19 protein-coding genes and 1 pseudogene are annotated in these 26,843 nt (G+C 60.4%); 12 read left to right on the top strand and 8 right to left on the bottom strand.

Annotated elements, in window-relative coordinates; translation table 11 throughout:
* The first annotated feature begins 19 nt into the window (after positions 1-19).
* Positions 20-1,918: an asparagine synthase C-terminal domain-containing protein gene (locus tag RWO33_RS01095; protein WP_314101135.1), complete on the top strand. Its 1,899-nt coding sequence runs from the start codon at positions 20-22 to the stop codon at positions 1,916-1,918.
* A gap of 147 nt (positions 1,919-2,065) precedes the next feature.
* On the opposite strand, the gene RWO33_RS01090 is transcribed toward RWO33_RS01095, so the two are convergent.
* Positions 2,066-2,770, bottom strand: coding sequence for a basic secretory protein-like protein (locus tag RWO33_RS01090; protein WP_314101133.1), 705 nt, complete (start codon positions 2,768-2,770; stop codon positions 2,066-2,068).
* 274 nt (positions 2,771-3,044) lie between these two features.
* Between RWO33_RS01090 and RWO33_RS01085 the strand changes: the two genes are divergently transcribed.
* A complete protein-coding gene (locus RWO33_RS01085; RefSeq protein ID WP_314101131.1) occupies positions 3,045-5,792 on the top strand; it encodes a TonB-dependent receptor in 2,748 nt (915 codons plus the stop codon).
* A 72-nt stretch (positions 5,793-5,864) separates the two neighbouring features.
* Here the strand turns inward: RWO33_RS01085 and RWO33_RS01080 are convergent, their stop codons facing one another.
* The 6 genes and pseudogenes from RWO33_RS01080 to RWO33_RS01055 form a co-directional block, all read right to left on the bottom strand.
* Complete coding sequence (locus RWO33_RS01080; RefSeq protein WP_314101128.1) at positions 5,865-6,335, bottom strand: DUF2442 domain-containing protein; 471 nt, start codon at positions 6,333-6,335, stop codon at positions 5,865-5,867.
* A gap of 302 nt (positions 6,336-6,637) precedes the next feature.
* Positions 6,638-7,120, bottom strand: a pseudogene (locus RWO33_RS01075) (ATP-binding protein); the annotation flags it as partial.
* Between the two features lie 415 nt (positions 7,121-7,535).
* Positions 7,536-8,117, bottom strand: coding sequence for an HAD family hydrolase (locus tag RWO33_RS01070; RefSeq protein WP_101099233.1), 582 nt, complete (start codon positions 8,115-8,117; stop codon positions 7,536-7,538).
* 283 nt (positions 8,118-8,400) lie between these two features.
* Positions 8,401-8,820: a cyclin-dependent kinase inhibitor 3 family protein gene (locus RWO33_RS01065; protein ID WP_232767658.1), complete on the bottom strand. Its 420-nt coding sequence runs from the start codon at positions 8,818-8,820 to the stop codon at positions 8,401-8,403.
* Positions 8,821-9,052: 232 nt separating this feature from the next.
* Positions 9,053-9,373 (bottom strand): hypothetical protein, encoded by a 321-nt coding sequence (locus RWO33_RS01060; RefSeq protein WP_101099235.1) that lies wholly within the window; start codon positions 9,371-9,373, stop codon positions 9,053-9,055.
* Positions 9,374-9,845: 472 nt separating this feature from the next.
* Positions 9,846-10,289, bottom strand: coding sequence for a helix-turn-helix domain-containing protein (locus tag RWO33_RS01055; protein ID WP_101099237.1), 444 nt, complete (start codon positions 10,287-10,289; stop codon positions 9,846-9,848).
* Between the two features lie 82 nt (positions 10,290-10,371).
* Here RWO33_RS01055 and RWO33_RS01050 point away from each other — a divergent pair, with 82 nt between their 5' ends.
* From RWO33_RS01050 to RWO33_RS01005, 10 genes are all read left to right on the top strand, one after another.
* Positions 10,372-11,004: a cation transporter gene (locus RWO33_RS01050; protein ID WP_101099238.1), complete on the top strand. Its 633-nt coding sequence runs from the start codon at positions 10,372-10,374 to the stop codon at positions 11,002-11,004.
* A 77-nt stretch (positions 11,005-11,081) separates the two neighbouring features.
* The gene (locus RWO33_RS01045) at positions 11,082-11,723 is read left to right on the top strand and encodes a thioredoxin domain-containing protein (protein WP_157825118.1); all 642 of its coding nucleotides are present in this window, start codon (positions 11,082-11,084) and stop codon (positions 11,721-11,723) included.
* Positions 11,724-13,328: 1,605 nt separating this feature from the next.
* On the top strand, positions 13,329-15,044 hold the full coding sequence (locus RWO33_RS01040) for a phosphoethanolamine--lipid A transferase (protein ID WP_282243132.1): 1,716 nt from the start codon (positions 13,329-13,331) through the stop codon (positions 15,042-15,044).
* Positions 15,045-15,116: 72 nt separating this feature from the next.
* Complete coding sequence (locus tag RWO33_RS01035; protein ID WP_101099241.1) at positions 15,117-15,488, top strand: diacylglycerol kinase; 372 nt, start codon at positions 15,117-15,119, stop codon at positions 15,486-15,488.
* 518 nt (positions 15,489-16,006) lie between these two features.
* The gene (locus RWO33_RS01030; protein WP_101099243.1) at positions 16,007-17,260 is read left to right on the top strand and encodes a TolC family protein; all 1,254 of its coding nucleotides are present in this window, start codon (positions 16,007-16,009) and stop codon (positions 17,258-17,260) included.
* A complete protein-coding gene (locus tag RWO33_RS01025; protein WP_054663599.1) occupies positions 17,257-18,510 on the top strand; it encodes an efflux RND transporter periplasmic adaptor subunit in 1,254 nt (417 codons plus the stop codon). The genes RWO33_RS01030 and RWO33_RS01025 overlap by 4 nt, the downstream gene beginning before the upstream one ends.
* A gap of 15 nt (positions 18,511-18,525) precedes the next feature.
* Positions 18,526-21,762, top strand: coding sequence for a CusA/CzcA family heavy metal efflux RND transporter (locus RWO33_RS01020; protein WP_101099244.1), 3,237 nt, complete (start codon positions 18,526-18,528; stop codon positions 21,760-21,762).
* Positions 21,763-21,846: 84 nt separating this feature from the next.
* Positions 21,847-24,300, top strand: a complete 2,454-nt coding sequence (locus RWO33_RS01015; protein WP_232767661.1) for a heavy metal translocating P-type ATPase — start codon at positions 21,847-21,849, stop codon at positions 24,298-24,300.
* A 1-nt stretch (position 24,301) separates the two neighbouring features.
* Positions 24,302-25,021, top strand: coding sequence for a response regulator transcription factor (locus tag RWO33_RS01010; protein WP_054663593.1), 720 nt, complete (start codon positions 24,302-24,304; stop codon positions 25,019-25,021).
* Positions 25,022-25,084: 63 nt separating this feature from the next.
* Positions 25,085-25,801, top strand: coding sequence for a hypothetical protein (locus RWO33_RS01005; RefSeq protein ID WP_101116303.1), 717 nt, complete (start codon positions 25,085-25,087; stop codon positions 25,799-25,801).
* A gap of 161 nt (positions 25,802-25,962) precedes the next feature.
* On the opposite strand, the gene RWO33_RS01000 is transcribed toward RWO33_RS01005, so the two are convergent.
* Positions 25,963-26,739, bottom strand: a complete 777-nt coding sequence (locus RWO33_RS01000; RefSeq protein WP_101099247.1) for a hypothetical protein — start codon at positions 26,737-26,739, stop codon at positions 25,963-25,965.
* Positions 26,740-26,843 lie beyond the last annotated feature (104 nt).

Below are 26,843 nucleotides of genomic sequence, written 5' to 3'. Positions count from 1 at the left end.
CGAGCGGGTGGAAGCGTACGTGTCTGCAATTGCAGGAAACTGGATTGTCCATCGGGAGGTGGGCGACGGCGAGCTGGGTGCCACGGCAAGGCGCCTGACGGCCTCGCTTGCGCACCGTGGCCGGCAGCGGCAACCGCTGGTTCGTCCGGGCGCTGGCCTGGCGCTGGCCGCGGTGTCGGCATGCGAGGTCCAGTCCTGCATCGCCGTCAGCCCGGATGAGCGCTATGTGGTGGTCACCGGCGGTGCCGCCGCTTCCAGTGGGCGCCACGCGCCCGCGCAGGTGATTGCGCGCAGGCTCGCCGATAGCGGCGCGCTCGACGTGCTGCGTGACGTTGCGGACGCGGTAAGCGTCGCCATCTGGGATGGACATGAAAAGACCCTCACTCTTTCGCGCGACCGCATGGGGCAGTGCGACCTCTATTACACCTGCACCGCGTTCGGCCTGGTCTTCGCTTCTGAACTGAAGACCCTCAGCCACGAGTGTATGGGCGGCGGCGAGGTCGATCCGCAGGCGGTGTCGCAACTGCTTCGCTACGGCTATATTCCCGCCCCGCGCACCGCCTACCGTGGCATCTACAAACTGCCCGCCGGCACGCTGCGGGTGTTCCATGCAGCGGAGGTGCGGGACTGGCACCGCAGCGCCGCAGCGGCCGGGCCCTTCACGGCGCACTGGAGCCTGAAGACACTCGTGGAGACGCGCAGATGCACCTCCGCAGCGCCGTCGCTGGCGGCGTCGGTGGACGCGGTGCTGGACCGACTGCAGGCCGCGATCGGCCGCGCGCGCGGCCCGGGTACGGCCTGCCTGCTGTCGGGCGGGGTCGATTCCAGCCTGGTCACCGCTCTGCTGCAGCAGCAGAGTGCCGCCGCCGTGGAGACGATCACGGTAGGCTTCGACGAGCCCGGCCACGATGAATCCGCGTGGGCGGCGGAGGTCGCCGGCCATCTGCGTACGCGCAATACGCGACTGGTCATGAACGACGCCAGCGCGCTACGGCTGGTGGAAACCGCGCCGCGGGTCTTCTGCGAACCCTATGCCGACTCCTCGGCCATTCCCACCCTGCTGGCCGCCGAGGCCGCCGGCACATCCTGCCGCACCCTGCTCACCGGTGACGGCGGCGATGAACTGTTCTTCGGCCACGGTTCGTATGTAAAGGCGATGCGCAACCATCGGCTGGTCCGACGCGTTCCGGCTGCGGTGCGCCGCGCGCTGGGCGCGCATGCGGCGCGCAATCCCGAGCGGGCACGCCTGGGCGGGGTCGCGGCGCTGGTTTCGGAAGCGGCATCCGGGTCGCTGGCGGAAACCTACCTGATGCGCGTTTCGCGCTGGCGCGATCCATCGCGTGCACTGAAGGCCGCCAGCGAGGCGCCCCGGCACTTCCTGGAATCGAGCCTGCATCCGGCGTGCCGACACCCGGCGGAGCTGCTGCTGTTCCTCGACCAGACCCATGAGCTGAGCGAAGGGCTCATGACCAAGTGCGACCGCGCCTTCGGTGCGTTCGGCGTGCAGGCGCGTAGCCCGTTCCTGGACGCGGACGTGCTGTCACTGGCCTGGGACATGCCGTTCGAACACAAACTGCGGCCCGGCGAAACCAAGGCCGTGTTGAAGCGCGCGCTCGAGCGCTACCTGCCCGAACATCATGTGCGGCGCCCGAAGAAGGGATTCGGCGCACCGGTGGCGCGCTGGTTGCAGGGGCCGCTGCGCGACTGGGCCGACGATCTGCTCGACCCGGTCGCCATCCGCAACCGCGGCATCCTCGATGAGGCCGTGGTCGCCGGGCTGTGGAAGTCCTTCCTCGACGGCAACCGCAAATACCACACCCATCTATGGCCGGTGCTGATGTTCCTGGCGTGGGACCGGGAATGGAATGCCGCCGCCCCGGGCACGCAGGCCTTCCACGCGCGGACCTACGCGGCATGAGGCGTCGGCAGGCCGTACCGGGTGCGCCCTACCGGCGCGCGCGTGCCAGGCGGTGGCTCTCGGGCGCCTGCAGGTGGATCCGGCGCGGCTGCAGACGAGCGCCGGGTCTCAACGAAGGCTTCGTGATCCGCGACTGAAAGCCGGCGGCTACGCCTTCCGCGCGGCCGCGGCTTGGGCGGCGACGTACGCGTCCCACAGGGCGGGCAGCTCAGTGCCGGTGTGCTGCTTCCACAGCGAGGGCGTATAGCGGCCCTGTCGAAGGGCGCCATCGAGCGCCTTGACCAGCCCCGGATGCGCGGCCTCGCTCCACTTCAGGAACGCACCGGTCACGCGGTAGCCGGTGTCCACGTTGTGTTCCGGCTTGACCTGGGTGGGCAGCGCCCAGCCGCCCGAGGCGTTGTCTACCCCGTAAACGTCGCGCGCGTAGTCGGCGATGCCCTCGACCAGCCACGACGGCGCCTGTTCGCTGGCGTAACCCGGATAGCCCTGCACGATATGCATGGCTTCGTGGGTGACCAGGTCGGTGTCGTTGGGATGCTTCTGCAGCCAGCGTGGATTGATGGTGATCGTGGCGGATTTCTCCTTTTCCCCGACATAGGCAACCCCGTCGTAAGCCGGGTCCATGACGATGCGCACGCGGGCAGGCGCGCCGGGATGGAAGTCCGCGCGCTCGCGCGGATAGGTGGAAAAGAAGGTGGCGATGATGCGGTCGCGCACGTCGGCAACCGTTGAAGCGCTCGGGTCCTGGTAGGTCAGGGTGACGCCTTCGCGGGTCTGCTGGATGTCGGCAGCGTGCGCTGCGGGCACGGCGAGGAGGACAACGACGGGGGCGATCAGGCAACGCAGACGCATGCAGGGCACTCCGGAACGTAACGGGATGGCGCACATCGGCGGCAGCGGGCGAGCGGGCCGACAGGCGCACTGATCCTGCAACACGTGCCGAGCCAGCCGCAAGTGCCATTTCGTTCGATCTAAGCCGGCAAAAACAGTTTCATTTCAAATTATTGACAACGAATTTAGATCGATCTAGAAAAGCGGGGTCCCCACCCCCCACGGAACCCGCCTACACACCCAACCTTCCTGCGCCTGCCTGGCACCGGGAGACCTTGTACTGGAGAACTGCAAGATGAAGCGCACGTTGCTGTCGTTGCTGGTGTCGTCCGTACTGATCCATCCCCTGGCCGCACAGGCCCAGGCCGCTCCACCCGAAGAAGAAGGCGCTGCACCGGCCACGCGGCAGCTCGATGCAGTGAACGTCACCGGCTCGCTGATCCCCCGCGCGCAGATCGAAGGACCCTCGCCGGTGACCACGATCACGGCGGAGCAGATTGAAGCGCAGGGGTTCACTACTGTCTTCGATGCACTGCGTTCGCTGCCGGCGGCCAATGGGTCCGTCCAGGACTCGCAGGGCACCGGCTTCTACACCCCGGGCGCGAAAACCGTCAGCCTGTTCGGGCTGGATCCCAGCTATACGTTGACCCTGCTCAATGGACGCCCGCTCAACAGCTATCCGCTGGCCTACAACGGCAACACCAGCATCGTGGACATCGCCAATATTCCGCTGGGGATGGTGGAGCGCATCGACGTGCTCACCGGTGGTCAGTCGTCGGTGTACGGCTCCTCGGCCGTGGCCGGCGTCATCAACATCGTGTTGAAAGACAAGGTGGAGGGCGCGCACTTCCGTTACCGCGCCGGCGGCTACAGCGACGGCGGCGGCTCAAGCCAACGTTTCATCTTCAGCAACGGCCACAGTTTCGGCAACCTGGACCTCAGCTACGGGCTGGAGTACACCAAGCAGAAGCCGATCTACGCCTCGGACCGAAGCTACATCGACAGCGTCAACGACAGCCCGACTGGGCCACAGGATCCCTCGCGCACCTTCCTGCGCATGCAGATGTCGCCCAATGGCTACATCGACCCCGGCCAGGCCACGTGCGCGCCGCTGTCCTACCTGTTCGGTGGCAGCACCACCTACGCGCACCGCACCGCGGCGGGCACCGGCTACTACTGTGGCAGCCCCGACAACGTTGGCACGGCCACGCTCTACAACCGGAGCGAGGACGTCAACGCCACCACCTTCCTGCGCTACCACCTCAGCGAAACCACCGAGCTGTACTCGGACATTCTTTTCAGCTTCGGCCGCCCGACCTACTCCGGCGGCAGCCCGTTCTGGAACAAGACCTTCTACAACCAGACGACCGGCAACTACGAGCAATGGCAGCGCATTTATGCGCCTGAGGAGGTAGGCATGGACGCGAAGGACCAGCGCGTCTACACCCGCTCGCTGAACATTACCGCCGGCGCGCGCGGTGGTCTGGGCGATACCGGATTCGACTACGACGTGTACGTGAACCGTTCGAGCACCGACGTCACCCGCAAGTCCACCGACTTCCTGGCCGTGGGCGGCATCGACGACTACTACCTCGGTCCGCTGCTGGGCAGGGTGAACGGCTATGACGCCTACGCGCCCAACCTGGACGCGCTTTACGAGCCGCTGACACGCGGTCAGTACGACCAGTTCAGCGGCACCAACCGCGCCGAATCCAACGCCTCGCGCACCGGCATCACCGCGCTGGTCACCAATACCTCGCTGTTCGGCCTGCCTGCCGGCGACGTCGGCGTTGCGATGATCCTGCAGGGCACCCGCGAGAAGTTCTTCAACCAGTCGGCCGATCCCAATGCCGCCACGCTGTTCCGCGGGCAGACCGCAGGCACCTCGGCCGAGGGACAGCGCGATCTGTACGCCATAGGCGCGGAACTGCAGGTGCCGATCTTCGACACCTTCAGTGCCAACCTGTCCGGTCGCTATGACAAGTATTCCCTGCAGGGCGGTGGCGGCAACGGCAAGGCGACCTGGAAGCTGGGGCTGGAGTACCGCCCGATCGACTCGCTCCTGCTGCGTGGCAGCTATGCGACCGCGTTCCGCTCACCCGACATGTTCTACCTGTATTCGCGCGAGAGCAGCGGCTATACCACCAATGTGGACACCTTCCTGTGCCGGCAGGCAGGGTATACCTCCGAGAACTTCGACGAGTGCCCGCAGGCGTCGCTGTCCGTGCTCTCTTCGAGCACCGGCAACCGCGACCTGAAGGACATCACCGCCGAAACCTTCACGTACGGCTTCGTCTGGTCGGCGCTGGACAACGCCCTGAACCTTTCGGTGGACTACAACTCGGTGAAGATCGAGAACGAGGTCAACATCCTTGGCACCGACAGCATCCTCACCACCGAGGCCAACTGCCGGCTGGGGGCTTCGGAGAATGGCGACGTGGCCTTCGACATCAACTCGCCCACCTGCCGGCAGATCCTGGCCCAGGTGCAGCGCCTGCCGGCGAACGATCCGCTGAACCCCAACGGCGTGTCCAAGGTGTTCTCCTATCCGATCAACCTGGCCAAGCAGCGCCAGACCGGTATCCAGGCGTCGGCGGATTACAAATGGAGCGCCGGGCGCGCGGGCGAATTCGGGGTGAACGCCGGCTACTACCGCTCGCTGAAGCACGAGCTGCAACAGCAGGAAGGCGACCCGGTCTACGACATGCTCTGCTGCGCCAACTCCAATGAGCTGCACTACCGCTCAACCTTCGGGGCGAACTGGAACATCGGCGCGTTCAGCACCAACGTCTATGGCATCCGCAACGCACCGACCTGGAACGCCATCGGCGAGGAACGCAACATCGGCCCGTGGACGACCTGGAACGCTACGGTCAACTACCGGATCAACAAGGTGGCCAGCGTGCTGCTGACCGCCAACAACCTCACCAACGAGCGCCCCCCGGTGGATAGCAGCAACGGCAACTGGCCGTATTACGACCAGGGCGTGTACAACGCCTTCGGGCGGTCGATGTTCGTGGAGCTGTCGCTGGACTTCCAGTAGCAGCATGTCGGGGTGGCCGATCAAATGGCCACCCCGGTTTCATGCCTGCGCGAAACGTTGACCTTGACCAGGTCAGCGTCCACTTCTCCGCGCGACCGCTGCCTGCGTGGATCGTTTGTTGCCTCTCGCCCTGGCGGGTGCGGGACCAGGAGGCCGGCCGCCCAGCCGGCCGTTTTCGCGTGCGGCGGCGCGCTTGGCCTCGCTCGTCGACGCGCCACCGGCCTTGCCCAGCTGCGTCGCCATCCACTTCCTGCTGCCGAGATTGCCCTGCAGTACCCCGGGTACGTAGAGATCAACGTCCAGTTGCGGCCAATGTATGCCCAGCCTGCTAGGGCTGATCTCCATTTCGGCAAGTGCCGCTGCCGGTGCGTCTGCCAGTCCTTCGATGCGATCGACAGGAATGGAAAGCTGGATGCCCGTGACCAGTTCGATGACCACGCGCTTGGTCGCGCGCCGGTAGGTGACGGATTCGACCGAACCGCTCTGCTGAAGGCGACGCATGCGCGCATTCGCCTGTTCAATGTCAATGTCGGAGATGGTCATGGATGCTTCTCCAGTGGCTGCACAGGCAGGGAAGTATTTCGGACAGCTGCAAACGAAGATTGCGAAGCGCGGCACCGCTGAAGCCATCGTTGCTTCTGAGCTCGGGTGGGCCCGACGGACATCGCAGCAGGAAGATGGCTTCCGAGCCGCCTCCGATCACGTGTACGTGCGCCGGACCATGGTCGTTTGGGTAGATGACCACCCTCAGTCCGTTGAGCCGGGCGACGCTAGGCATGACCCAAGCCCAGAATAACCCAACCGGCTGGGTTATGGCATTTCGCCTGCCGGATGACGTTCATCATTCAGCCCGCACCCCCACGATCCACCTGCCGGTAGCCAATCGCCTCGGCCAGGTGCGCTGTCGTAATCCGCTCCTGTGCGGCGAGGTCGGCAACCGTGCGGGCCACGCGCAGGATCCGGTGCATGGATCTCGCCGAAAGCTGCAGCTGCTCCACCGCGGTCTCCAGCAATTGCTGGTCATCCGGATCCAGGTGGCAATGCACATCGAGTTCGGTGGGCAACAGCTGCGCGTTGGGTTTTCCACTGCGCGCCAACTGCACCTCGCGTGCGGCGACCACGCGTGCGCGGACCGCAAGGCTGTCTTCGCCCAACGGCGCACCGCTGCGCAGTTCGGCAGGCTCCAGGCGGGGCACCTGCACATGCAGGTCGATGCGATCCAGCAGCGGGCCGGACACGCGCCCGCGATAGCGCTGGATGGCTTCAGCGCTGCAGCGGCAGCGACCGCTGCGGTCGCCTGCCCAGCCACAGGGGCAGGGGTTCATTGCTAGGGTTATCAACCCCGTTATCTGCAAAAATGATCCCAGTAGCACCTTCCATGCCGGACCCTGCAACCGTCCGGTTCTTCAGTCGTGGCGTTTGACCGCCCATTGGTGTCCCTCAACCCGCTTTGCGCTTGTCTGGCCGGGCGACGAGAGTCTGGTCGAATTCGTTGACCGCAGACACTCGGTTGGCGCGTCAAAGTCTAGGAAAAGAATCAGGTACGACGCCTACTGTGGCCCATACCATCCGCACCCTAGGACGAAGCTAGGACTCACGGCGGCCAGCCCTTATCCACCCTCCCGCCATCCGGTTTGAGTGAATAGCACCAACTGGGAATCGAGCCGTCGTGGCCATTCAAGAACTGACACGGTGATTTGGCTCAATGAAAGCACGCTTAGCTGACACTGATAGTTTCTCACTCTACGCTTTCAAAAAGCCGGGATGCTCGTTTCCTCGCTGCGATAGCAGATCGCGCCATCCTCGTTTATCGACTGCACGGATATTCGGCACCTCCTCAAGCACTTTTAGATAATGGATCAGATGCAGCAACTCATCATCTGACACGTCGCCGAGGAATTCCCGTGCCAGAACTAAATTCCCATAGTTCCGAGCGTACTTGCTAGCGGTGTCATCTATTCCGATGATCTGGTCCAGTGTGAACCCATGCTTCTTCAGCTTCGCTATCCGCTTCTGTGTTGAGTAGCCGCCTTCCTCCCAATCCCTAACTAAGCTGCACCTCTCGGATGACCATACAAATTCTAGGGGACGCTTTGGCATCAACTGTGCGACAAGAGGCTCAGCGTAGAGACGTCCAGACGATGTCCAAACGCCGACCCTAAACCTTGAGAAGGCGAAGTCCAGAAATGTGTCGAGATGGGGCCGCTTGTAGACGTGATACCCGACGACACTCAGATCCGCTGGACGATCCAAGGGGCGCTCAGTTGAGAAGACGAGCGTTTCATCAAGGTCTAGTACCAGAAGCTTCCTTTCTCGGAGACTCATGGGCGTTTCTCCTTATTCTGATGTCGCTGTTTGGCGGATGTCGAGATTCGTTCTGCACCGTGACCCTGCTGGTACGCATGCGGAATCAAGAATTCCTTGATCGAGCTCCGGGATCTGAGGAGGACCAAATACACTCGCCGCCCGAAAGTGCTACGGGGTGGTCTGGCAAGGCTCATCAATCGGCGATGGTCCTCCGCCGGTTCTTTCCTATCCGATAATCTCGAAAGGACGTCTTTCGATCAGTCAGAGAGTCAATGGCGGAGTCCGAGCCATTTCGCGCCGGCTATACTCTGTGCTCTTCAGCCCACTTGTGGATGAAGCATTCTTGCTCGAGTGTCTCTACAGCTCCGGGACGAACCCTTCGTACCGCGAGGATCGCGCTTTCAGCATCACTGTTCGTCTTAGTGCTCAATAGAAGCAGCGAGGCAACTAGTCCTGCACGACCCAACCCTCCCTTGCAATGCACGACTACTCTTCCTCCGTCGAGCAGGGCGCGACTCAGATATGGTCCGAGCTCCTTCCAACGTGCCAGGAAGCGGTCGTCTGGCGCGCTACCATCCGTGATAGGCAGTCCATGCCAAGCCAAGCCATGCTTAGCAGCATGATCAGGTAGGGAGGAGATCCTGAGGTCCTCGAACTCCCACGGCTCGATAAGCGTGATCAAAAATCTTGCGCCCCAAGCACGAATCGCCTCCAAGTCCATGTCTAAATCCCTAGCCCAAGCGCCAGTCATTGCGCTCTCTTGATGCTTTCCGGGAGCAAATGTCACGCCAATTGCCCCATCCTTCGTTCCCACCGGTAACTCGGCAATAGCCAGTGGATGGGTGAGACTAGTTCGACTTGTCATAGTAGTAATGTGCCATCGACATTCTGCGCTCTTGCGCGTCGCTTCGGCCAACCAGAAGGCGGGTGCAGAGAGAGGTGCGGCAATGGATTCAAGGCCACCGGCCGCGCGAGGCTATGAAGAGATGCATGGCCTGACGGGACTCCATAGCCTGCTCAGGAAGTTCAATCTTTCGTTGGTAGCAGATTGAACGGGCATAGGCGATCTGCGCTTTTGTGGGCCTTTTGACATCCCAGTCAAGCATCTCTGGGACCAGTCTAGATAGCTCGGCGGCAAGGCGTCTGGAGAGGGTTCCGGCGTCTCCGCCCTCCTGAAGCTTTGCGAGTTGGCGCCGCAGATCCTGCTCCGACTGTTGGCTCAATGACAGTTCTAAGGTGAACTCTGATTCAGCATCTACCAAGAAGAAGCTCATACCTACCTGCCAAGGTCCGTAAGCGGCGCAGGCCCCCGAATGGGAGGTGGGGAGGGGGCGGCCATTGTCAAATATGCTACCGTAAGTACTGTAGACCAAAAGTACTACGAAACCAAAGCTTAGGGGGTGAAAACTTCCAAGCACCAGTTGGCCCTTGGCGCCGCCGTGAAGGCGAGACGGACGGCGCTGGGCGTCTCTCAGGAAGATTTCGCAGCCCGACTAGGTATGCACCGTACGCAACTTGGGCATATTGAGCAGGGAAAGAAGGACTGCAGGCTCTCTACCGTTATTAGGCTCGCCGATGCGCTTGGTCTATCGGCGTCAGGCCTGCTCCATACTGCGGACCTCTAGCGGTTAGTTTTGAGTGCAGACCCGGTGTTGGTTCCGGGTTTCTTGAAGCGTCTTTGACTATCCTTGCCGGTAGCAGGAAGATCTCTACGTGCTCGGCAAAGGTCAGCGCTCTCAGGGACCTTCACCGTTTCGGGGGCTGAATCCCGCCATGTTTAGCCGGCCCGACTGGCGCCTGCAAAGCGCCGAGGACTCGACACTCGGAAACCAGACCACCTGGACAGTGGGAGAGTATGCGAGTTAGCTCTTTGTTCAGTGCCTGGAGGTCTCTTACCTTCTCCTCAATACTGCGAATCTGACTCCGGACCAACTCATCCACAGCCCCGCACTCCTGGTCGCCATGGGTCTCTAATTCAATGAGATCCCGGATCTGGGCGATGGGGAGTCCAAGCTCTCTGGCACGGCGAACGAAGGCAAGCCTGCGCCGATCAACTTCAGTGTAGTGGCGGTAGTTGGCTTGTGAACGGGCCGGAGACGCAAGGAGGCCAATTTTCTCGTAGTAGCGAATCGTCTCAGCCTTGGTTCCGGTACGGAGTGAGAGTTGGCCGATCGTGAAGACGGTGGACATAGCTTGACCCTCTAGTTGCTACAGGGTTGATAAAGGCAGGATGAGCTGATTTCAACCCCAGAAGCCTTTTATAGGACTCACGATGGACCACTGCTGCGGTAACAAGCGCCAAGAACTCGAGCGGATGGCACAACAGGGCGCTCAGCGCCGCGTGCTGCTATGGGTGATGGCTATCAACTTGGTGATGTTTTTCGTCGAGTTTGGCGCCGGCATAGTCGCCAACTCAAGTGCGCTCCAAGCCGATGCGGTGGACATGCTTGGCGATGCAGCCGTGTACGCGCTCAGTCTCTGGGCCGTGGGGCGTGGTAGTCGGTGGGAGGCAGGCGCGGCCTTGGTAAAGGGCTTCTTGATCCTTGGATTCTTCGTTTTCATTGTCGTCGAGGTCGTGAACAAGATGATCACCGCGGTTCCACCGGCCAGCGGCATCATGCTCATCTTCGGATCAATTGCACTTGTGGCGAACCTATCCTGCTTGGCTTTCCTTTGGCGATTCCGCGCCCTAAACATCAACATGAAGAGCACGTTCGAATGCTCACGTAATGACGTGGCTGCCAACGTGGGCGTTCTCGTAGCCGCGGGCGGGGTGGCCCTCATCGGCAGCGGGTGGCCGGACATCGCCGCAGGATCAATCATCGCCCTGCTCTTTCTTCGATCTGCTGTAAGCGTGATCGTTGAGGCGTGGCCCGCATGGCGCTTGGGAGCCGAGCAGCGTTAGTTGGTACTGCGTCACACCAAGCTACCCGAGCCGCATCGGTCCTTTCAAACACCACAAGGCACACTGGAGCTATTTCAATGAAAGCAGCACGCACGATCATAGCGGTGTTGATACTATCTCTCGCCGCATTTTCCCCCACTTCATTCGCTCGGAGTGCCGAGGGCCCGGCCAATGACCAATCGCCTCAAGCCGGTGTGGTAGTACGGCCTCATTCGCCTGTCATAGGCCCGGTCAATGCGCCCGTCACCATCATCGAGTTCTTCGATCCAGCTTGTGAGGCCTGCCGGGCCATGCATCCAGAGGTCAAAAGGATCCTGAGAGAAAATGCGGATGCTCGGCTGGTGCTTCGCTATACGCCCTTCCACGGGAAGACATCTGTCCTCGGCATAAACATTCTTGAGGCTGCGCGCCAGCAGAACCGGTTTGCGGCCGTTCTCGAAGCGCTAATGGATGCCCAGCCCGCCTGGGCTTCACACGGGCGGGAAGACTCAGCGATTGCTTGGGAATTTGCGCGAAAAGCTGGCTTGGACGTGGCTAAAGCCCGCGCATACATCGCTACGGGCGTAGTGGAAAAAGTGATTGCGGTCGATCTCGCCGACGCGAAGGCTGCAAAGATTGGCGGAACTCCGTCCTTTTTTGTGAACGGAACTCCGCTCCCGCGACTCGATCCCGCACTGCTCAGCCAGTTAGTCCGTACAGAAGTCAAGGCAAAGCGTTAATTTGTCGTCCCGCCCGCATCGCATGTGGTTAGTCCTCAACCCGTTCATTCTTCCGAGCAAGCCGCAGGATGCGACTCATACACGACCGCGCGGTTGATGAACAAGTGCCGGCTTGCTGATGAGCGCCGTCCACGGTATCTTCTCGACCTCAACCGTATTGGTCAGAGCCGCACGTGACTTCCTTCGTCATCCACGCTAAGCGCTACGCTCTGGCACTGCTACTTGCAGTGCTGGTGGTCGTGCCTTTCGTGGATGCGTCGATTTGCTCTTCTGAAGAGCAGGCCCATCAGGACGTAGCAGGGGCAGGCGACGGCCATTCCGACAAGTCACACCCTGCGTGTGGTCATGGGCACTGCCACCACAGCAGCACCTTCGTCGCGTCCAACGGATTCACCAGTGCCGACGCTGCACTAAATGAAGACGGGCATACGTTCTACGAACAGCCTGTGACTTCCCACACGCCCGAAAGGCTGATTAGACCTCCCAGGGCTTGATCGCGACACAGGCGCAGCGCGTCTGCTCGTACTTCTGCGATCACCTTTAACAGGTCTCTCCATGATCAAACTTTGTTGCTGGGCGCTTGGCGCGCCCGGCCGACGCGTGGCTGCTGGTGCAGCCGCCGAACGGCATCGTGCCGCCTTCAAAAAGGTGGACTAAATGCCTCTTCCGATTCCCACCTCTAACCGAGTTTCGTACGGTCAATCTGCCGTGCTGACGACAGCTTCTGTGCTGATCATTCCCGCACGCCCTGGAGACGGTGCTCTATCTCCAGCCGGTGAGGCACGTTTGGCCTCGGTCTTCTCCCCTGAATTCGTGGATACCGCTACCTGGTTGCCGTGGCACAGGGGCGGCCTGGTCGTAGGCAGACCTCCGCTACTGACCGGGATTCAAGCCACGCTGGCGCAACTAACCGAAACCTTGCGGACTTCCTTCTTGGGTGCCTCCCGGGTATCAGTCTCTGCGTATGCGTGGATACGTAGTGTCTCAGTGCTTTCAGTCTCACGCGGTGCGTTGAAGAGGCCTTCCCCGGGCATGAGCGCCGTAGGAGTCGTCCAGGCGCTTGCGAGTTCCAAATGGCACAGCGCTTCAAAGCTATTTCCAGGGACTTCCGCGCGAGTAGCCAGACGTACCCGGCCCTCCGCAGCGCATAGACGCTACAAGTGGCTCGGGGAGCATTCGGCTTCGACGCAGTCAGTCGCGACCGGTTATGGATTCGCGCAAGCCAGTCAGCGGCAGCCTGCACTGGTGATGAACTGTAACCGCCACCGACTGCGCAGGCGTCGACTACTTATCGAGGGATCAGCGCTCGGCGACTGTCCCGGTGAAGATCCGAAACCTCGCAAGCTCTCTACCCCAACCAATCGCTACTTCAGGACTCTGCCTCTTGGCGGCGATGCGTCTGCTTGCGCGGACTCAATACAGCGGCCTTATGCATCGCCTCTTGCGAGTGCAGACGCACCTTCTCCCAGACCTGCATCGCATCTCTAAGCGCCCGTTGGAATTAGACCCGCGAGCAGGAACGCCCTTCGACGAGTTGGCGCGGTCTGCGAAGTGCCTCCGCATGCGCCATGAGCGCATTTGGCGGTCGATCAAAAGGAAGCAGCTATGCGTTACATGAAAAAATACCTGAACCACAGTTGGAAGCTTGGTGGGAATGGCTCAAATCCACTAGGACGGCTCGGCCGGCCTCTTCGTGGGCCTCAGGCCGGGATCAACACACTAATCGTGATCGTCGCACTCTACTTCACGTTGTTCCTCAACAACGCCTTCTTTGCAGAGGTAGTTGAAAAGAGTGGTGTGGAGGGTGTGGCGCGAGCGCTGCTTGTCTCGTCTACGGCCGCGCTTCTTACGGCTATGAACGTACTTATTCTTGGGCTTCTGTGCGTCCGATGGACGTTGAAACCGATTGTTGCTTTGCTCCTCATTGTGTCAGCAGCGGCGGCATACAACTCCGACAATTACGGCGTGTACTTCGATTCGAGCATGATTCGAAACGTGCTGAAGACTGACAGCGCGGAGGCCGGAGAGCTGCTGACCTGGGGATTGTTCCTGTCGGTGCTGGTCAAAGGTCTGCTTCCCGCCGTTGCGGTATGTGCGGTACGAATTCGACCTCACTGCACCATGGCGCGCGGACTACTTTCCAGAGCTCTCTTGCTGGGCATGGCTATAGTGGTAGTTGTTGGTGCGGCACTGGCCTCATTCGACAACCTATCCTCGCTTATGCGCAACCACAAGTCAGTCAGATACCTTGCGACGCCCGGGAACTACCTTGCCTCGATAGGGAAGGTCATCAAAGAGGAGACGCGCGCAGAGCGTGGACCGATCAAAGTAGTCGGTCCCGACGCCACGATGGATCCTCATCCACCAGGCGCGAAGCCACACTTTCTTGTCATTGTTGTAGGCGAGACGGTTCGCGCCCAGAACTGGGGGCTGAACGGATACGCTAGGAACACGACACCGCAACTTGAAGCCCTGGACGTCGTGAACTTCACCGACGTGACGGCCTGTGGTTCCAATACCGAGGTGTCCGTTCCTTGCATGTTTTCTATGTATGGAAGGCGAGACTACGACCGAGACAAGATCAAAAGATCCGAGTCGCTTCTGCACGTATTGGAGCGCGCCGGAATCAAGACCCTGTGGCGCGACAACCAGACGGGATGCAAGGGGGTGTGCTCTGATCTTGCATTTGAGTCTTACCGCGTTCCCGCCAAAGATAGTCTATGTGACGATCAGGCTTGTCGCGACGAAATCATGCTGCAGGGATTGCATGACTCCATTGACGACAATCCCGGCGACGTCGTCGTGGTTCTGCATCAGCTTGGTAACCACGGACCTAGCTACTACAAGCGATACCCCGAGAGCCTGAGGAAGTTTACTCCTGACTGCCGCAACGCCGACCTTGGCAAGTGTACTCGCGCCGAGATAGTCAATGCCTATGACAACGCAGTCTTAGCGACGGATGACTTTCTGGCAAAGACAATCCGTATGCTCGAACAGGACAAGAGCCACGATACAGGCTTGATCTATGTATCCGACCACGGGGAGTCATTGGGCGAGGCGAACGTCTATCTGCATGGTCTTCCCTACGCCATTGCCCCGGAGACTCAGATCAAAGTGCCGATGGTGATGTGGATGTCAGAGGGCATGAAGAGCAGCAACAAGCTGGATATTGAATGCGTCCAGGGACGTTCAAGGCTGCCAGCCACTCACGACAACCTCTTCCATTCTGTGCTCGGTCTCATGCAGGTGCGGACAAAAGCGTTGGACCAGAGCCTAAATCTGTTCTCCGGCTGCTCCGTTGGCAGTGTCGCCGCCCCATAACCATTTCTCGGGAGCAGCGCTGCCGGGAGATCCCGGCAGCGCCTCCTAACGGCAGAAGAAGGAAACATCACAATGGCAGACATGTATGGTCATCGTCCACGGAGCATCGCCCGTGTGTTGAAAGCGCTGCGCTGGTCTCTTCAGGGGCTGCGATCGGCCTGGCTGCATGAGTCTTCTTTTAGGCTAGAGGTCGTCATGGCCCTGGCGGCTCTACCCGCCGCAGTCTGGTTAGGCGACTCAGGGGTAGAGCGAGCCCTCTTGGTAGGGAGTGTGCTGTTGGTGCTTGCGTTGGAACTACTGAACTCGGCCATCGAAGCAGTTATTGAACGATACGGGCCGGAGATCCATGAGCTCGCTGGTCGTGCCAAAGACATGGGCTCAGCCGCTGTGTTCGTAGCACTTTGCAATGTCGGACTGACCTGGGCATTCCTCCTCCTAGACTGACCACCTTAGCTCCAAACCTGAACGGAAGCCTAAATCGTGCCAAAAGCGGTCGCTTCCACCCTTCTATGTAATTGTATCCGTCTCAATCAGGTTGATAGCCTTCCCACCATGCGCCGGTCCCTTCCTGCCATTCGTATGTACCTAATGCTGCTGCTTTTGGCGGTATTTGTGGTCGTGCCTGTGGCCGAGTCGTTGGCGTGTGCGCAGGAAGCACCGGCTAGCCAGGGAGATGTTCACGCCCTGAGCAGTGACTCAGACCTGGAATCGGGCAAGGACAAGAGTAAGCAATCATCCGGCGCCGACTCCTGCGGTCACGGGCATTGCCACCACTCAACCGCTAGTCTCCCCGCCGCCGGCCACGACGATCTGCTCGCCAATGGTCGAACCTTGCTGCGCAATACCGAGCACGGGGATGTCTACGCACTTCGACTCGACGGGCCCATGCGCCCCCCCCGTATCTGATCTCGCTCTGCCCCGCGCTAGCGGGTAGTTCGCTCAGATAATTTACGGGAGTTTTTATGTCGATTTTGACAGGTCGGTCGCTATCAGCGACCGGGTTGGCTGTTGCTGTTCTGCTGGCATTGGTGCCTGGCGGGGATGTAGGTGCTCAAACTGCACCGTCTTACGAATCGTTGCTTTCTCGTTTGGACCAGATGCCTGCGTCCGTCCAAGGTGCCGCGCTGGCCGAGGCCGCAGAGGCTCGGGTGCAACAGGCCCGGGCTGTACCCAATCCGACGGTCTCCATCGACGCAGAGAACGCGTACGGTACTGGTGCCTATCGGGGTTTCTCCAACGCTGACACCATTGTGACGCTTTCCCAGCCGCTCGAAATTTGGGGTCAGCGGGGCGCGCGAGTGCGCGCTGCGCGTGCAGAGGCAGGCGCAGCGGGCCTGCGGGGCGATCTGATGCGCAGCGATGCGGCTGGTCGTCTGGCAGCCACGTATGCGGAGGCAGAGGCTGCTCTGCGCCGCTATGAGTTGGCTAGCGAAGCTTTGGCGTTGATTGAACAAGACGCGAAAGCCGTAGGTGCGATGGTTAGCGAAGGTCGGGAACCCAACTTGCGCGGCGTCCAGGCGCGTAGCGAGGTTGCTAACGCGAAGGCCAGCCTGGATGAGGCCGAGGCCTTCCGGGACGCGGCTCTAGCGCGGCTAGCCGGGGTGTCTTTGTTGGATGGCCGGCTTACCGAGATCGGTGAAAGCCTTCTGGATCGCGTGCCATCTCACCCGGTCGCAAACGAGGCCGCCCCGCTCGCTGTTCGAATCGCCCAAGCCGAAGCGGAGGCGTCAGGTCGGCTCATCGATGTCGAGCGTAAGCGCGCTTTGCCACAACTGAGCGCATCTGTGGCTCAAACGCGCTTCCGCCAAGCAGGCGACGAGGCCTACAACGTTGGCATCAGCCTTTCCATTCCCCTGTTTGACCGCAACCGCGGGGCGATTCGGGCTGCATATGCCGAGCAACGTGCAGCTGAGGCGGTTCTAGAGGGTCAGAAGCGTGACAGCGAGGCGGCTCGGTTGGGAGCGGTAGCGAGTCTCAAAGCGTCCAACAGCCGCGCGCGAGCTGCGGATGAGAGCGTACAAGCCGCAGACGAAGCCTATCGGTTGGCCCGCATCGGATTCGAGGCAGGTCGTATATCGCAATTGGAGCTGCGTAGCACCCGATCAACTTTGATTGCTGCGCGTGGCAGCGCTGTAGATGCCCGCCTTAGCCGGGTGACAGCAGAAATCGACCTCGCTCGCCTTGAAGGGCGCGCACCGTTTGTGGAGGCAAAATGAATAAGTACGGAAACAAGACGCTCATCGGAGCGACGCTGGTGGCTGCCTTCCTGCTCACCGGGGGGCTTACCGCATGCAGTGGCGGTGCGGAGGAAACGGAAAAAGCCGCCGGCACCGAGGCCAAGAGTAAGGGCAGCAAAGAAGAAGGGAAGGGTGGTCACGCAGATGAGGCCACGCCTGATGGTGCAGAAGCCCACAATGATGGCGACGGCGACGGTGAACACGGCGAGGAGGAGGCTGAGGAGGGGCTAGTCAAGCTGACGTCCGATCAGATCAAGGCATCTGGCATCGGCGTGGTTGCAGTAGGGCGGGGCGGTGGCGCTTCAACTAGGCTTGCAGGTCGCGTCGAGCCCGCCATCGGGGGGCGCGCAGCGATCGCCTCGACGGTCACTGGCCGGGTTGAGCGCGTACTCGTTGCGCCAGGAACAGCGGTCAAAAGCAATCAACCTCTAGTAGTTGTGGTTAGCGGCGAAGCTGCGACGTTCAAGGCCGCAGCTACTGCGGCGGCGGCAGAGGCAGAAGCTACTCGCTTGGCCTACAGCCGCGATAAATCTCTGGTGGACCAAGGTGTGGTGGCGCGTCAGGAGCTGGAGGCCTCGCGGGCCCGCTCTTTGGCGGCCGATGCTGCGGCCAGTGCTGCCCGTGCTCAAGTCGCTGCCAGCGGCTCTCCGGACAGTTCCGGCCGGGTGACCATCACCAGTCCGGTCGCTGGGTTGGTAGGCAACGTCCAGGTAACACCAGGTGGTGTCGTCTCGGCTGGAACCTTGGTGGCGGAGGTTTCCAATCCCGACATGAATGAACTCGTGTTTACCGCGCCCCCCGCGCTGGCCACCGTCGCCATGCCAGGGATGAAGTTGGAGGTCACGGGCCCCCGAGGTAGCTTCGAGGCTGAAGTAATTGCTGCGGCTGCGAATGTGATGCAGCAGGGTGGCACCGCCACGATTCGTGCCAAGCCAATCTCCGAGAAACTTCCACCGGCCGGCTCCCCCGTTTCGGCACTGATCATTGCCGGTGGTGCCGCCGAAGGTATGAGCGTGCCTGCTGACGCGGTCCAAACCGTTGACGGCAGAAGCGTTGTCTTCGTGGCCGTCGAGGGCGGCTTCAAAGCAACGCCGGTACTCGCCGGGCGCCGTGCAGGCAATCGAATCGAGATCCTTAACGGTCTGACGGGCAGTGAGCGCGTCGTAGGCGCCAACGCCTTCCTGCTCAAAGCCGAACTGGCCAAGGGCGAAGCCGAACACGGCCACTAAGGGAACTCATTCACCATGTTCAACATCATCATCGAAGCAGCGGTCAGGTTCCGCTGGCTCATGGTGTTTCTGGCCGCATTGATTGCCTGCTTTGGCTTGTTCCAACTAAGCAAGCTACCAGTCGATGCCGTACCAGATATCACCAACCGCCAGGTCCAGATCAATACCATCGCCCCAGCCCTGACCCCTGAGCAAATCGAGCGTCAGGTTACGTACCCCTTGGAGACGGCCTTGGCTGGCATCCCGGGGCTGAACACCACCCGTTCGCTATCGCGCAATGGCTTCTCCCAGGTCACTGCAATCTTCACCGACAAGACTGACATCTACTTCGCACGCCAGCAGGTCGCTGAGCGCATGCGGGAAGCGGCCGGGGACCTGCCTGACAATGTCTCACCCATGCTTTCGCCCGTTACTACGGGTTTGGGTGAGGTACTGATGTGGACAGTGGACTTCAGGCCATTCGACCCCAAGAAGCTGGCCAAACCTGGCCAAGCCGGTTGGCACGAGGGCGAGGTCTACCTGACCCCGGAAGGCGATCGCCTTGCTACCGCGCAGGAGCGCGCAACGTATCTGCGTACCGTCCAAGATTGGATTATCGCGCCCCAGATGCGCTCAAGCCCGGGCTTGGCGGGGGTTGATACGGTAGGTGGCTACGTCAAGGAATACGGTATCTACCCCGACAGCGCACGGCTGGCGGCATACCGACTTGGCTTGGCCGATCTCGTACAGGCATTGGAGCGTTCCAACGTTCAAGCAGGTGCGGGCTTCGTTCAACGTGCAGGTGAGGGCCTGGTAGTACGGGCCGACGGCCTTGCGTTGACGACCGACGACTTGGCCCAATCCCCGGTAGCGACCAAGGACGGCGTGGTTATTCGCGTAGCCGATGTAGCAGAGGTCGGTCTGGGTCGTGCCCCGCGGCTGGGCGCGGCTAGCCGTAACGGACATGAGGCCGTGCTTGGCACTGCTCTGATGATCGCCGGAGGTAATAGCCGCACCGTGGCACAGGCGGCCGCTGAGCGTCTGGCGCAGGTCAACGAATCTCTGCCGGCCGATATCTTTGCAGAACCGGTGCTTGACCGAAGCGTGCTGGTCAACTCGACCGTCAAGACGGTCGCCAAGAACCTGACTGAAGGTGCTCTGCTGGTAGTTGTGGTTCTCTTCCTGCTACTGGGAAACTTCCGTGCAGCAGCCATTACCGCGCTGGTGATTCCGCTCTCGTTCCTGTTTGCCGTTATCGGCATGAACAAGTTTGGTATCAGCGGCAACCTGATGAGCTTGGGCGCCCTGGATTTCGGCATTCTTGTAGATGGTGCGGTGATCGTGATCGAGTCCACCCTGCTGATGCTGGGCAAACGCCGAGCAGAACTTGGCCGGCCTCTGAATGCCATGGAACGGCTCCGCGTGGCGGCAGATTCAGCCAAGAAGATGGCGCGTCCTGCGGCGTTCGGGCAGATGATTATTCTGCTGGTGTTCGCACCGATCCTCACCTTGGAGGGCGTTGAAGGTAAGACGTTCCAACCGATGGCAGCTACTTTCATGCTCGCCCTGATTGGCGCATTTATCTTCTCCTTTACCTTCGTGCCTGCAATGGCTGCGCTCCTTGTGAGAGATCCAAAGCCTCATGCGAACAAGGACGGCAAGGATTCTCACGACAATGAAGAGCACGAGACTGCAATCATCCGCGTCCTGAGAAGGCGCATTGAGCCAGCAATCCAAGGTGCCATTCGTAGGCCCAAGGCTGTGCTTGCTGGCGCTCTGATGATGCTTGTGATGGGCGTGGTCGGCTTCACGATGCTGGGTCGGGAGTTCATGCCAACGCTTGATGAGGGAAACCTTGCCATGCAGGCGCTTCGCGTTCCCTCGACGTCCTTGGAGCAATCGCTGGCTATGCAACTGGCGCTGGAGAGGTCCATCGCGGCTGAGCCTGAGGTAGTGACCGTCTTCTCAAGAACAGGTACTGCCGAAGCTGCTATCGATCCAATGCCAACCAACATCTCTGACAGCGTGATCGTGCTCAAACCGCGCAAGGATTGGCCTGACTCTTCCTTGAGCAAGGAGGATCTAATCGCCAGGTTTGAGAAGATCGCAGCCTCGCAGATAGGTAACAGCTTCGAGTTCAGTCAGCCCATCGAACTGCGCTTCAACGAGTTGATCTCGGGTGTGCGTACGGATTTGGCTGTCATGATCTACGGCGACAACTTCGAGCAGCTTCAGGCTGTTGCCGATCAGGTTGCGCTGAAGCTGAGGAACGTGGAGGGCGCTGCGGATGTTCGTGTGGAACAGATCTCTGGTCTGCCCACGCTCAATGTAGCGATCGACCACCTTGCAGCAGCACAGTACGGTCTGACGGCTGCAGATGTTAGCGACGCCCTTGCAACGGGCATCGGCGGCGCGGCGGCCGGCAAGATCTTTGAGGGGGATCGTCGTTTCGATGTCGTCGTTCGCCTCGGAGACGATGCCCGCAATGATCCCGATCAGCTTGCATCACTGCCAATTGCAACTCCCACCGGCGGGATTGTGCCCCTCTCATCTGTTGCACGCATCGACATCAGCGAGGGACCTAATCAGATCAGCCGGAACAACGGTAGCCGGCGTGTAGTGGTTCAGGCCAATGTACGCGGCCGTGACTTGGGCGGGTTCGTAGGTGAAGCCCAAGCTGCAGTGAAGGATGTTCAGTTGCCCCCGGGTGCACACATGACTTGGGGCGGGCAGTTCGAGAACCTCCAGCGGGCGGAAAAGCGACTCTTGACCGTCGTGCCGATCGTGTTCCTGCTGATCGGTAGCCTGTTGTTCATGGCACTGGGCAGTGCAAAGGAAGCGGGCCTCGTGTTCAGCTGCGTTCCGCTAGCACTGGTCGGCGGCATTCTCGCTTTGCTCGTTCGTGGCATGCCGTTCTCGGTGTCTGCTGCAGTCGGATTCATTGCGGTTTCTGGCGTGGCAACGCTGAATGGTCTGGTGCTCATGCAGGCTATTCGAGAGCGCCTGGACGCCGGCGATAGCCCTCTGATTGCTGCGATGAATGGCGCCGGCAGCCGAATTCGGGCCGTGGTGACCACCGCGTTGGTCGCCATCGTCGGCTTCATTCCGATGGCTATTGCGAGTGGTTCGGGTGCCGAAGTGCAGAAGCCTCTGGCTACGGTGGTCATTGGTGGCTTGTTGACTGCAACGGTCTTGACGCTGCTTGTCTTGCCGACCTTCGCGGGGCGACTGGCCAAGTCAGATCCTAAGGTGGAGCCGGAGACCGCCCACTGATTGAATGAGTGTTTGGGCCCGGCAGCGCATCTGCCTGCCGGGCCTCCCGATCCAATCTCTTGACGTTGGAGGCAATACGTGAACATGACCACAGAAGTCGAACTGCCGGTCGTACTCCCCGGCGTACCTCAAGAGGACCACTGCGTACAGAGACTGGCCGATGAGCTGGAGGAAATGGCCGGTATATCACGCGTGCATCTGCGCGGGGTAAGCGCAGGAGCTCCGGAGGCCCTATGCATTCACTATGACCCCGAGCTGATCTCACTTCAGCGCGTGCGCGAACTAGCGTCGTCTATGGGGATTGGCCTGGGTGAGCGATACGGCCATCTGTCCTTGGAGATGGACTCGTCCGTGCATGCCCGCAAGGCAAGGACGATCGCGGGGCAGCTACAAGCTATACCCGGTGTCGTTGAAGCGACCACCAGCCCTGCTGGAAGGGTGAACATCGAGTACGACCGGACCCAGACAGGAGAAGCTGATCTGAGGGCGAAGCTCGAGGATTTTGGAGTGGGAAGGAGCGGCCCCGCCCCCGACCAAGGCGCGCAAGGTCAGCACGAAGGTCACAATCATAAGGATGGGCAGGACCATGCTCATTCCCATGGTGGAATCCTTGGTGCCAACAGTGAGCTACTGTTCTCACTCGCATGTGGCCTGCTCCTCCTGATTGGCTTTGCACTTGAAAAGCTCGGCTTGCTCGCAAACGACTGGGTCCCTACTTCTCTTTACGTGGCTGCCTACCTGTTCGGAGGTTGGTTCACGCTCCGCGAAGCTATTGAGAACATCAAGCTAAAGCGCTTTGAGATCGACACGTTGATGCTTGTTGCGGCGGCAGGTGCTGCTGCGCTGGGCGCATGGGCAGAGGGCGCACTGCTTCTGTTCCTCTTCAGCCTCGGCCACGCGCTCGAACACTATGCGATGGGCCGCGCAAAGAGAGCGATTGAGGCGCTTGCCAAGTTGGCCCCGGAGACAGCCAGGGTTGTCAAAGACGGGAAGGTCACTGAAGTCCAGGTTGAGTCGCTGATACCTGGAGACGTGGTGGTTGTTCGTCCCAATGATCGGATGCCGGCGGACGGATTCGTTGTTAAAGGAACCAGCAGCGTTGATCAAGCGCCTGTAACCGGTGAGAGCATCCCGGTAGATAAGCTGCCGGTAGGTGATCGTGCGCTGGCGCGGGTGCGTCCGGACTCCGTTGAGATGCAGTCCCGCGTCTTCGCCGGCACCATTAACGGCTCCGGCGCAATGGAAGTTGAGGTGACCCGCCGATCAGGGGAGTCGGCCTTGGCCCGCGTCGTCAAGATGGTGAGTGAGGCCGAGACCAGAAAGTCGCCAACTCAACGCTTCACCGACAAATTCGAAAGAGTATTCGTTCCGGCAGTTCTGATTCTGGCAGTGCTGTTGCTTTTCTCGTGGGTAGTGATCGACGAGCCATTCCGAGATAGCTTCTATCGAGCGATGGCAGTACTGGTCGCGGCAAGCCCGTGCGCACTGGCTATTGCCACACCAAGTGCCGTTCTGGCCGGTATTGCTAGAGCGGCCCGGGGCGGAGTGCTCATCAAGGGTGGCGCCCCGCTAGAAGAACTGGGAATGGTTCGCGCCATCGCGTTTGACAAGACTGGAACCCTCACCGAGGGAAAGCCGCGAATCACCGACATTAAGGTGATGCAAGGCTCTACAGAGCAGGAACTGCTGCAGGTTGCGGTCGCCGTAGAGGCCTTGAGTGATCACCCACTGGCGGCAGCCATTGTTCGAGATGGCAACGCTCGCTTGGGAGAGGTTCCCGTGCCAGTAGCCACGGATCTCGCTAACTTCACTGGAAGCGGGGTTCAGGCGAGGGTGAATGGCCTAAACGTCTGGATCGGAAAGGCAGAGATGTTCGGCACCGGCGGCATCAGCACCCTGACTGCGGAGGCGCAGTCGGCCATCGACGAGCTTCGCAACGTTGGACGAACCACGATGGCAGTTCGCCTAGGTGACCGTGATATCGGTGTCATTGGCCTTATGGATACGCCGCGCCCAGAAGCACGAGAAGCATTGGACAAGCTGCGAAGCTTGGGCATCCAGCGGATGATCATGATTTCCGGCGACCATCAGACAGTGGCACAGGCCGTGGCAACGGACGTGGGCCTAGACGATGCTTGGGGCAATCTAATGCCCGATGACAAGGTGAAGGCCATCCGCCAGCTCAAGGATACGGAGCGAGTGGCGATGGTTGGTGATGGTGTGAACGACGCGCCTGCGATGGCGAGTGCGAGCGTCGGCATCGCGATGGGCGCCGCGTCCTCGGACGTTGCTCTGGAGACGGCCGACGTAGCACTCATGTCCGAAGACTTGAGGCAGGTAGCGTTCTCAGTGGCGCTTAGTCGACGCACCCGAAGTGTGATCCGCCAGAACGTTTACGTGAGCCTGGGCGTAGTGGCGGTGTTGGTGCCTGCGACAGTCATGGGTCTTGGGATTGGTCCTGCTGTAGCAGTGCATGAGGGATCGACTCTGTTGGTCGTGTTCAATGCGCTGAGACTCCTCGGCTACCGCCAATCCTGACATGCGCATTCTATTGATTGAGCGCGACCTCAAGGACGCAGCGCAAATTCTGGACTACTTCGAGTCCCGTGGTCATCAGCTTGATGTAGTGGCCGATGGTCTGGCGGGCCTACATCTGGCGGCTACCAATCTATACGACGCAGTCGTGCTTGACTGGTTGCTTCCTCGCATGGAAGGACTGGAGGTTCTTAAAAGGATGCGGCTTGACCACGGTGTTCCAGTGCCGGTTTTGATGCTGACCGCGAAGGACGACCTTTCGGACAAGATCACCGCGTTCCGCTCTGGTGTCGACGACTATGTAACCAAACCTTTTGATCTCACCGAGCTTGAGGTTCGACTGGAGGCCTTGGTCACTCGCACAGAAGGGCGGGTGACAAGGAGACAACTGGTGGTTGGAGATCTGACGTTAGATCTTAGGACATTGGAAGCTACAAGGGCTGGAAGGCGACTGCATCTTTATCCAGCTTGCCGGAAGCTCCTTGAGGCGCTGATGCGGGCAAGTCCTGCCGCTGTCACCAGGCAGCAACTGGAGAGCCGGCTTTGGGGCGATAACCCTCCTGACGACGACCTTCTGCGTTCACAGATGTCCAGCCTTCGCCGAGCTCTTGACGGCCCGTTTGATGAGAAAATGATCCAAACGTTGCCGCGCTTTGGTTATCGGCTGATATCAGTATCGGCACCTGTGCACTCGCCCCCTGCTAATGGTGAGGAGCAGCCATGATCTCGGAAAGGTCAGTGCAAACGTGGTGCGGCCAACTTCTTGGCTGTGGGCGCTGAGCGGCTCATGAGCATGTTGAAGCTCTCGGCTCTTCCGCTTGCTGCGTTCATGGGCGCAGCAATTTGGGGCGCTGCAGCCATGGTGCCGTTCGCACCAGGGCCGGACGAAGATATGTTCTGGATACCGGTGTCCTTAGCACTTACGAGCGCGGCGATAGCATCGGTTGCCGCAATCCTGCAAGACATGTTCTTGTTCGGACTGAAGAGATGGAGAGGCTTCAGTAAGGCCTACCCCAGTCTTTGCTCTGAGTTGGTCCCTTTCGTACTGTTCCCGATCGGTCTCACTCTTTCCGGAGCCGCAGCGTTCGATCCAATATTGCTGAGCTCTGTTCTTCTTTTGATTGGATTGTCATTTGGGGAGACGCTAACGTCTGCCGCGTACTACAGAGCTCGGGCAATGCCCACAGCGCTAGTAGTTTTTGTTGAGTGCAGCGCCCTCGTGTTTGCAGCATACATGTACCGGAAGGGCGTGCTAACAAACGTCAGCGTTACTAGCCGATCTTGGTTTGCGACATCTGTTGCATCCATGGGTCTGCTTTCGTTCCTTGTGGGCCGGTATTGGACAAATCTTCTGCGCGATTCTGAGGTGAAGTTCTCGCCCTTACTCAAGCGGCTCCTGGTAACCTTCATAGCTGAGGGGTCGACAACGGAATGGAGTCAATGGAGGCTGAAGCAACGTACGAAGAAGCGGAAACTTCCACAGAATCGGTCGAAATCGGCTTGAAAATTAGCTCTAGCTCTCCTCTGAGCGGACGAGGTAAGCACATATTCCAAACTTTGGGCGGCGGTGAGATGGCCGGATTTGAATCCTCGCTGGAGCGGTACTGGCTCCGGCTAGGCTACGTACCGCGATGTACCCACCACCTCGTTTCCCGTTAGAGTCTGCTACTGAGTCATGCGTTTTGCGTCAAATCCGCTGACGTCAAATTCGGCCATGACCGAGCCTTGCTGATACACATTGAACTCCACTCGGAGGCGCTTGGCTTTACCCAGCTTACTCGTGAGGGTCTTGTATCCCGGGATGAAGACCATCTCGCTGCTGTTGTCGGATGGCTCAGTTCCGGTGAAGGTTTTGGCGGACTCATCGTCGAATCGGATACGCACGGGGCAGGAGCTGAAGCTATGGCACAGGATCTGCCCCTTCTCGATGCTGACCATTACATCGTTGCCCCATCGAGGGTGACGCCTGATCGTGAGCTCTGCCTTCTGCCGGCCTGAGTAGGGGAAGTCAAAGTTGAAGCTGTTGGTGCTGGTTACCCGTGCCGTGCGGACGGGTTTTCCCGACATGTCATCCTGCTGGGTGGAATAGGACCACTGCAGGCCTATCGGGTTAAGCTCGGCGTGGAGTTGAGCCTCCAGCTTCGGCCGCATTGCATCAGCCTCCTTGGCTTGGGCCGAGCCGGCATGATTCTTGAGGATCAGCGTGAGGTTCGCCAAGCGTTCGGAAGTTGGCCGGGCCTGGTCCTTTGCGGCAGCCAGAAGTTCGGGCGCAGACACCTCGACCGTTGTTGCCTTCGCAGCGCTCTGGTCCGATGCGTGACCGGAGGCTGCCCCGCTCTGGCTGGCAGTGCCGCGGCTTGCCGATGGAGTGGCTACTTTCGTCTCGGGCCCCATGCCGTAGCCCAAGACCAACAGGACGAGAAGGCCGACGAGTCCAAGCATAACGAATGTTCCACAGCCCGACTTCTTCGGTGCTGGGCGCGGTGCCGGAATGGAGGTCGCAACAGGCGCTGCTGGCGCGGCTCGGTTCAGATCTGAAGACGGGC

Origin of the sequence: uncultured Stenotrophomonas sp. (genome assembly GCF_963519925.1) — a bacterium.
In the GTDB taxonomy this organism is placed as follows: domain Bacteria; phylum Pseudomonadota; class Gammaproteobacteria; order Xanthomonadales; family Xanthomonadaceae; genus Stenotrophomonas; species Stenotrophomonas maltophilia_AE.
Note: the sequence above shows the minus strand (reverse complement) of the source record. Positions and strands in the feature narration are given on the sequence as shown.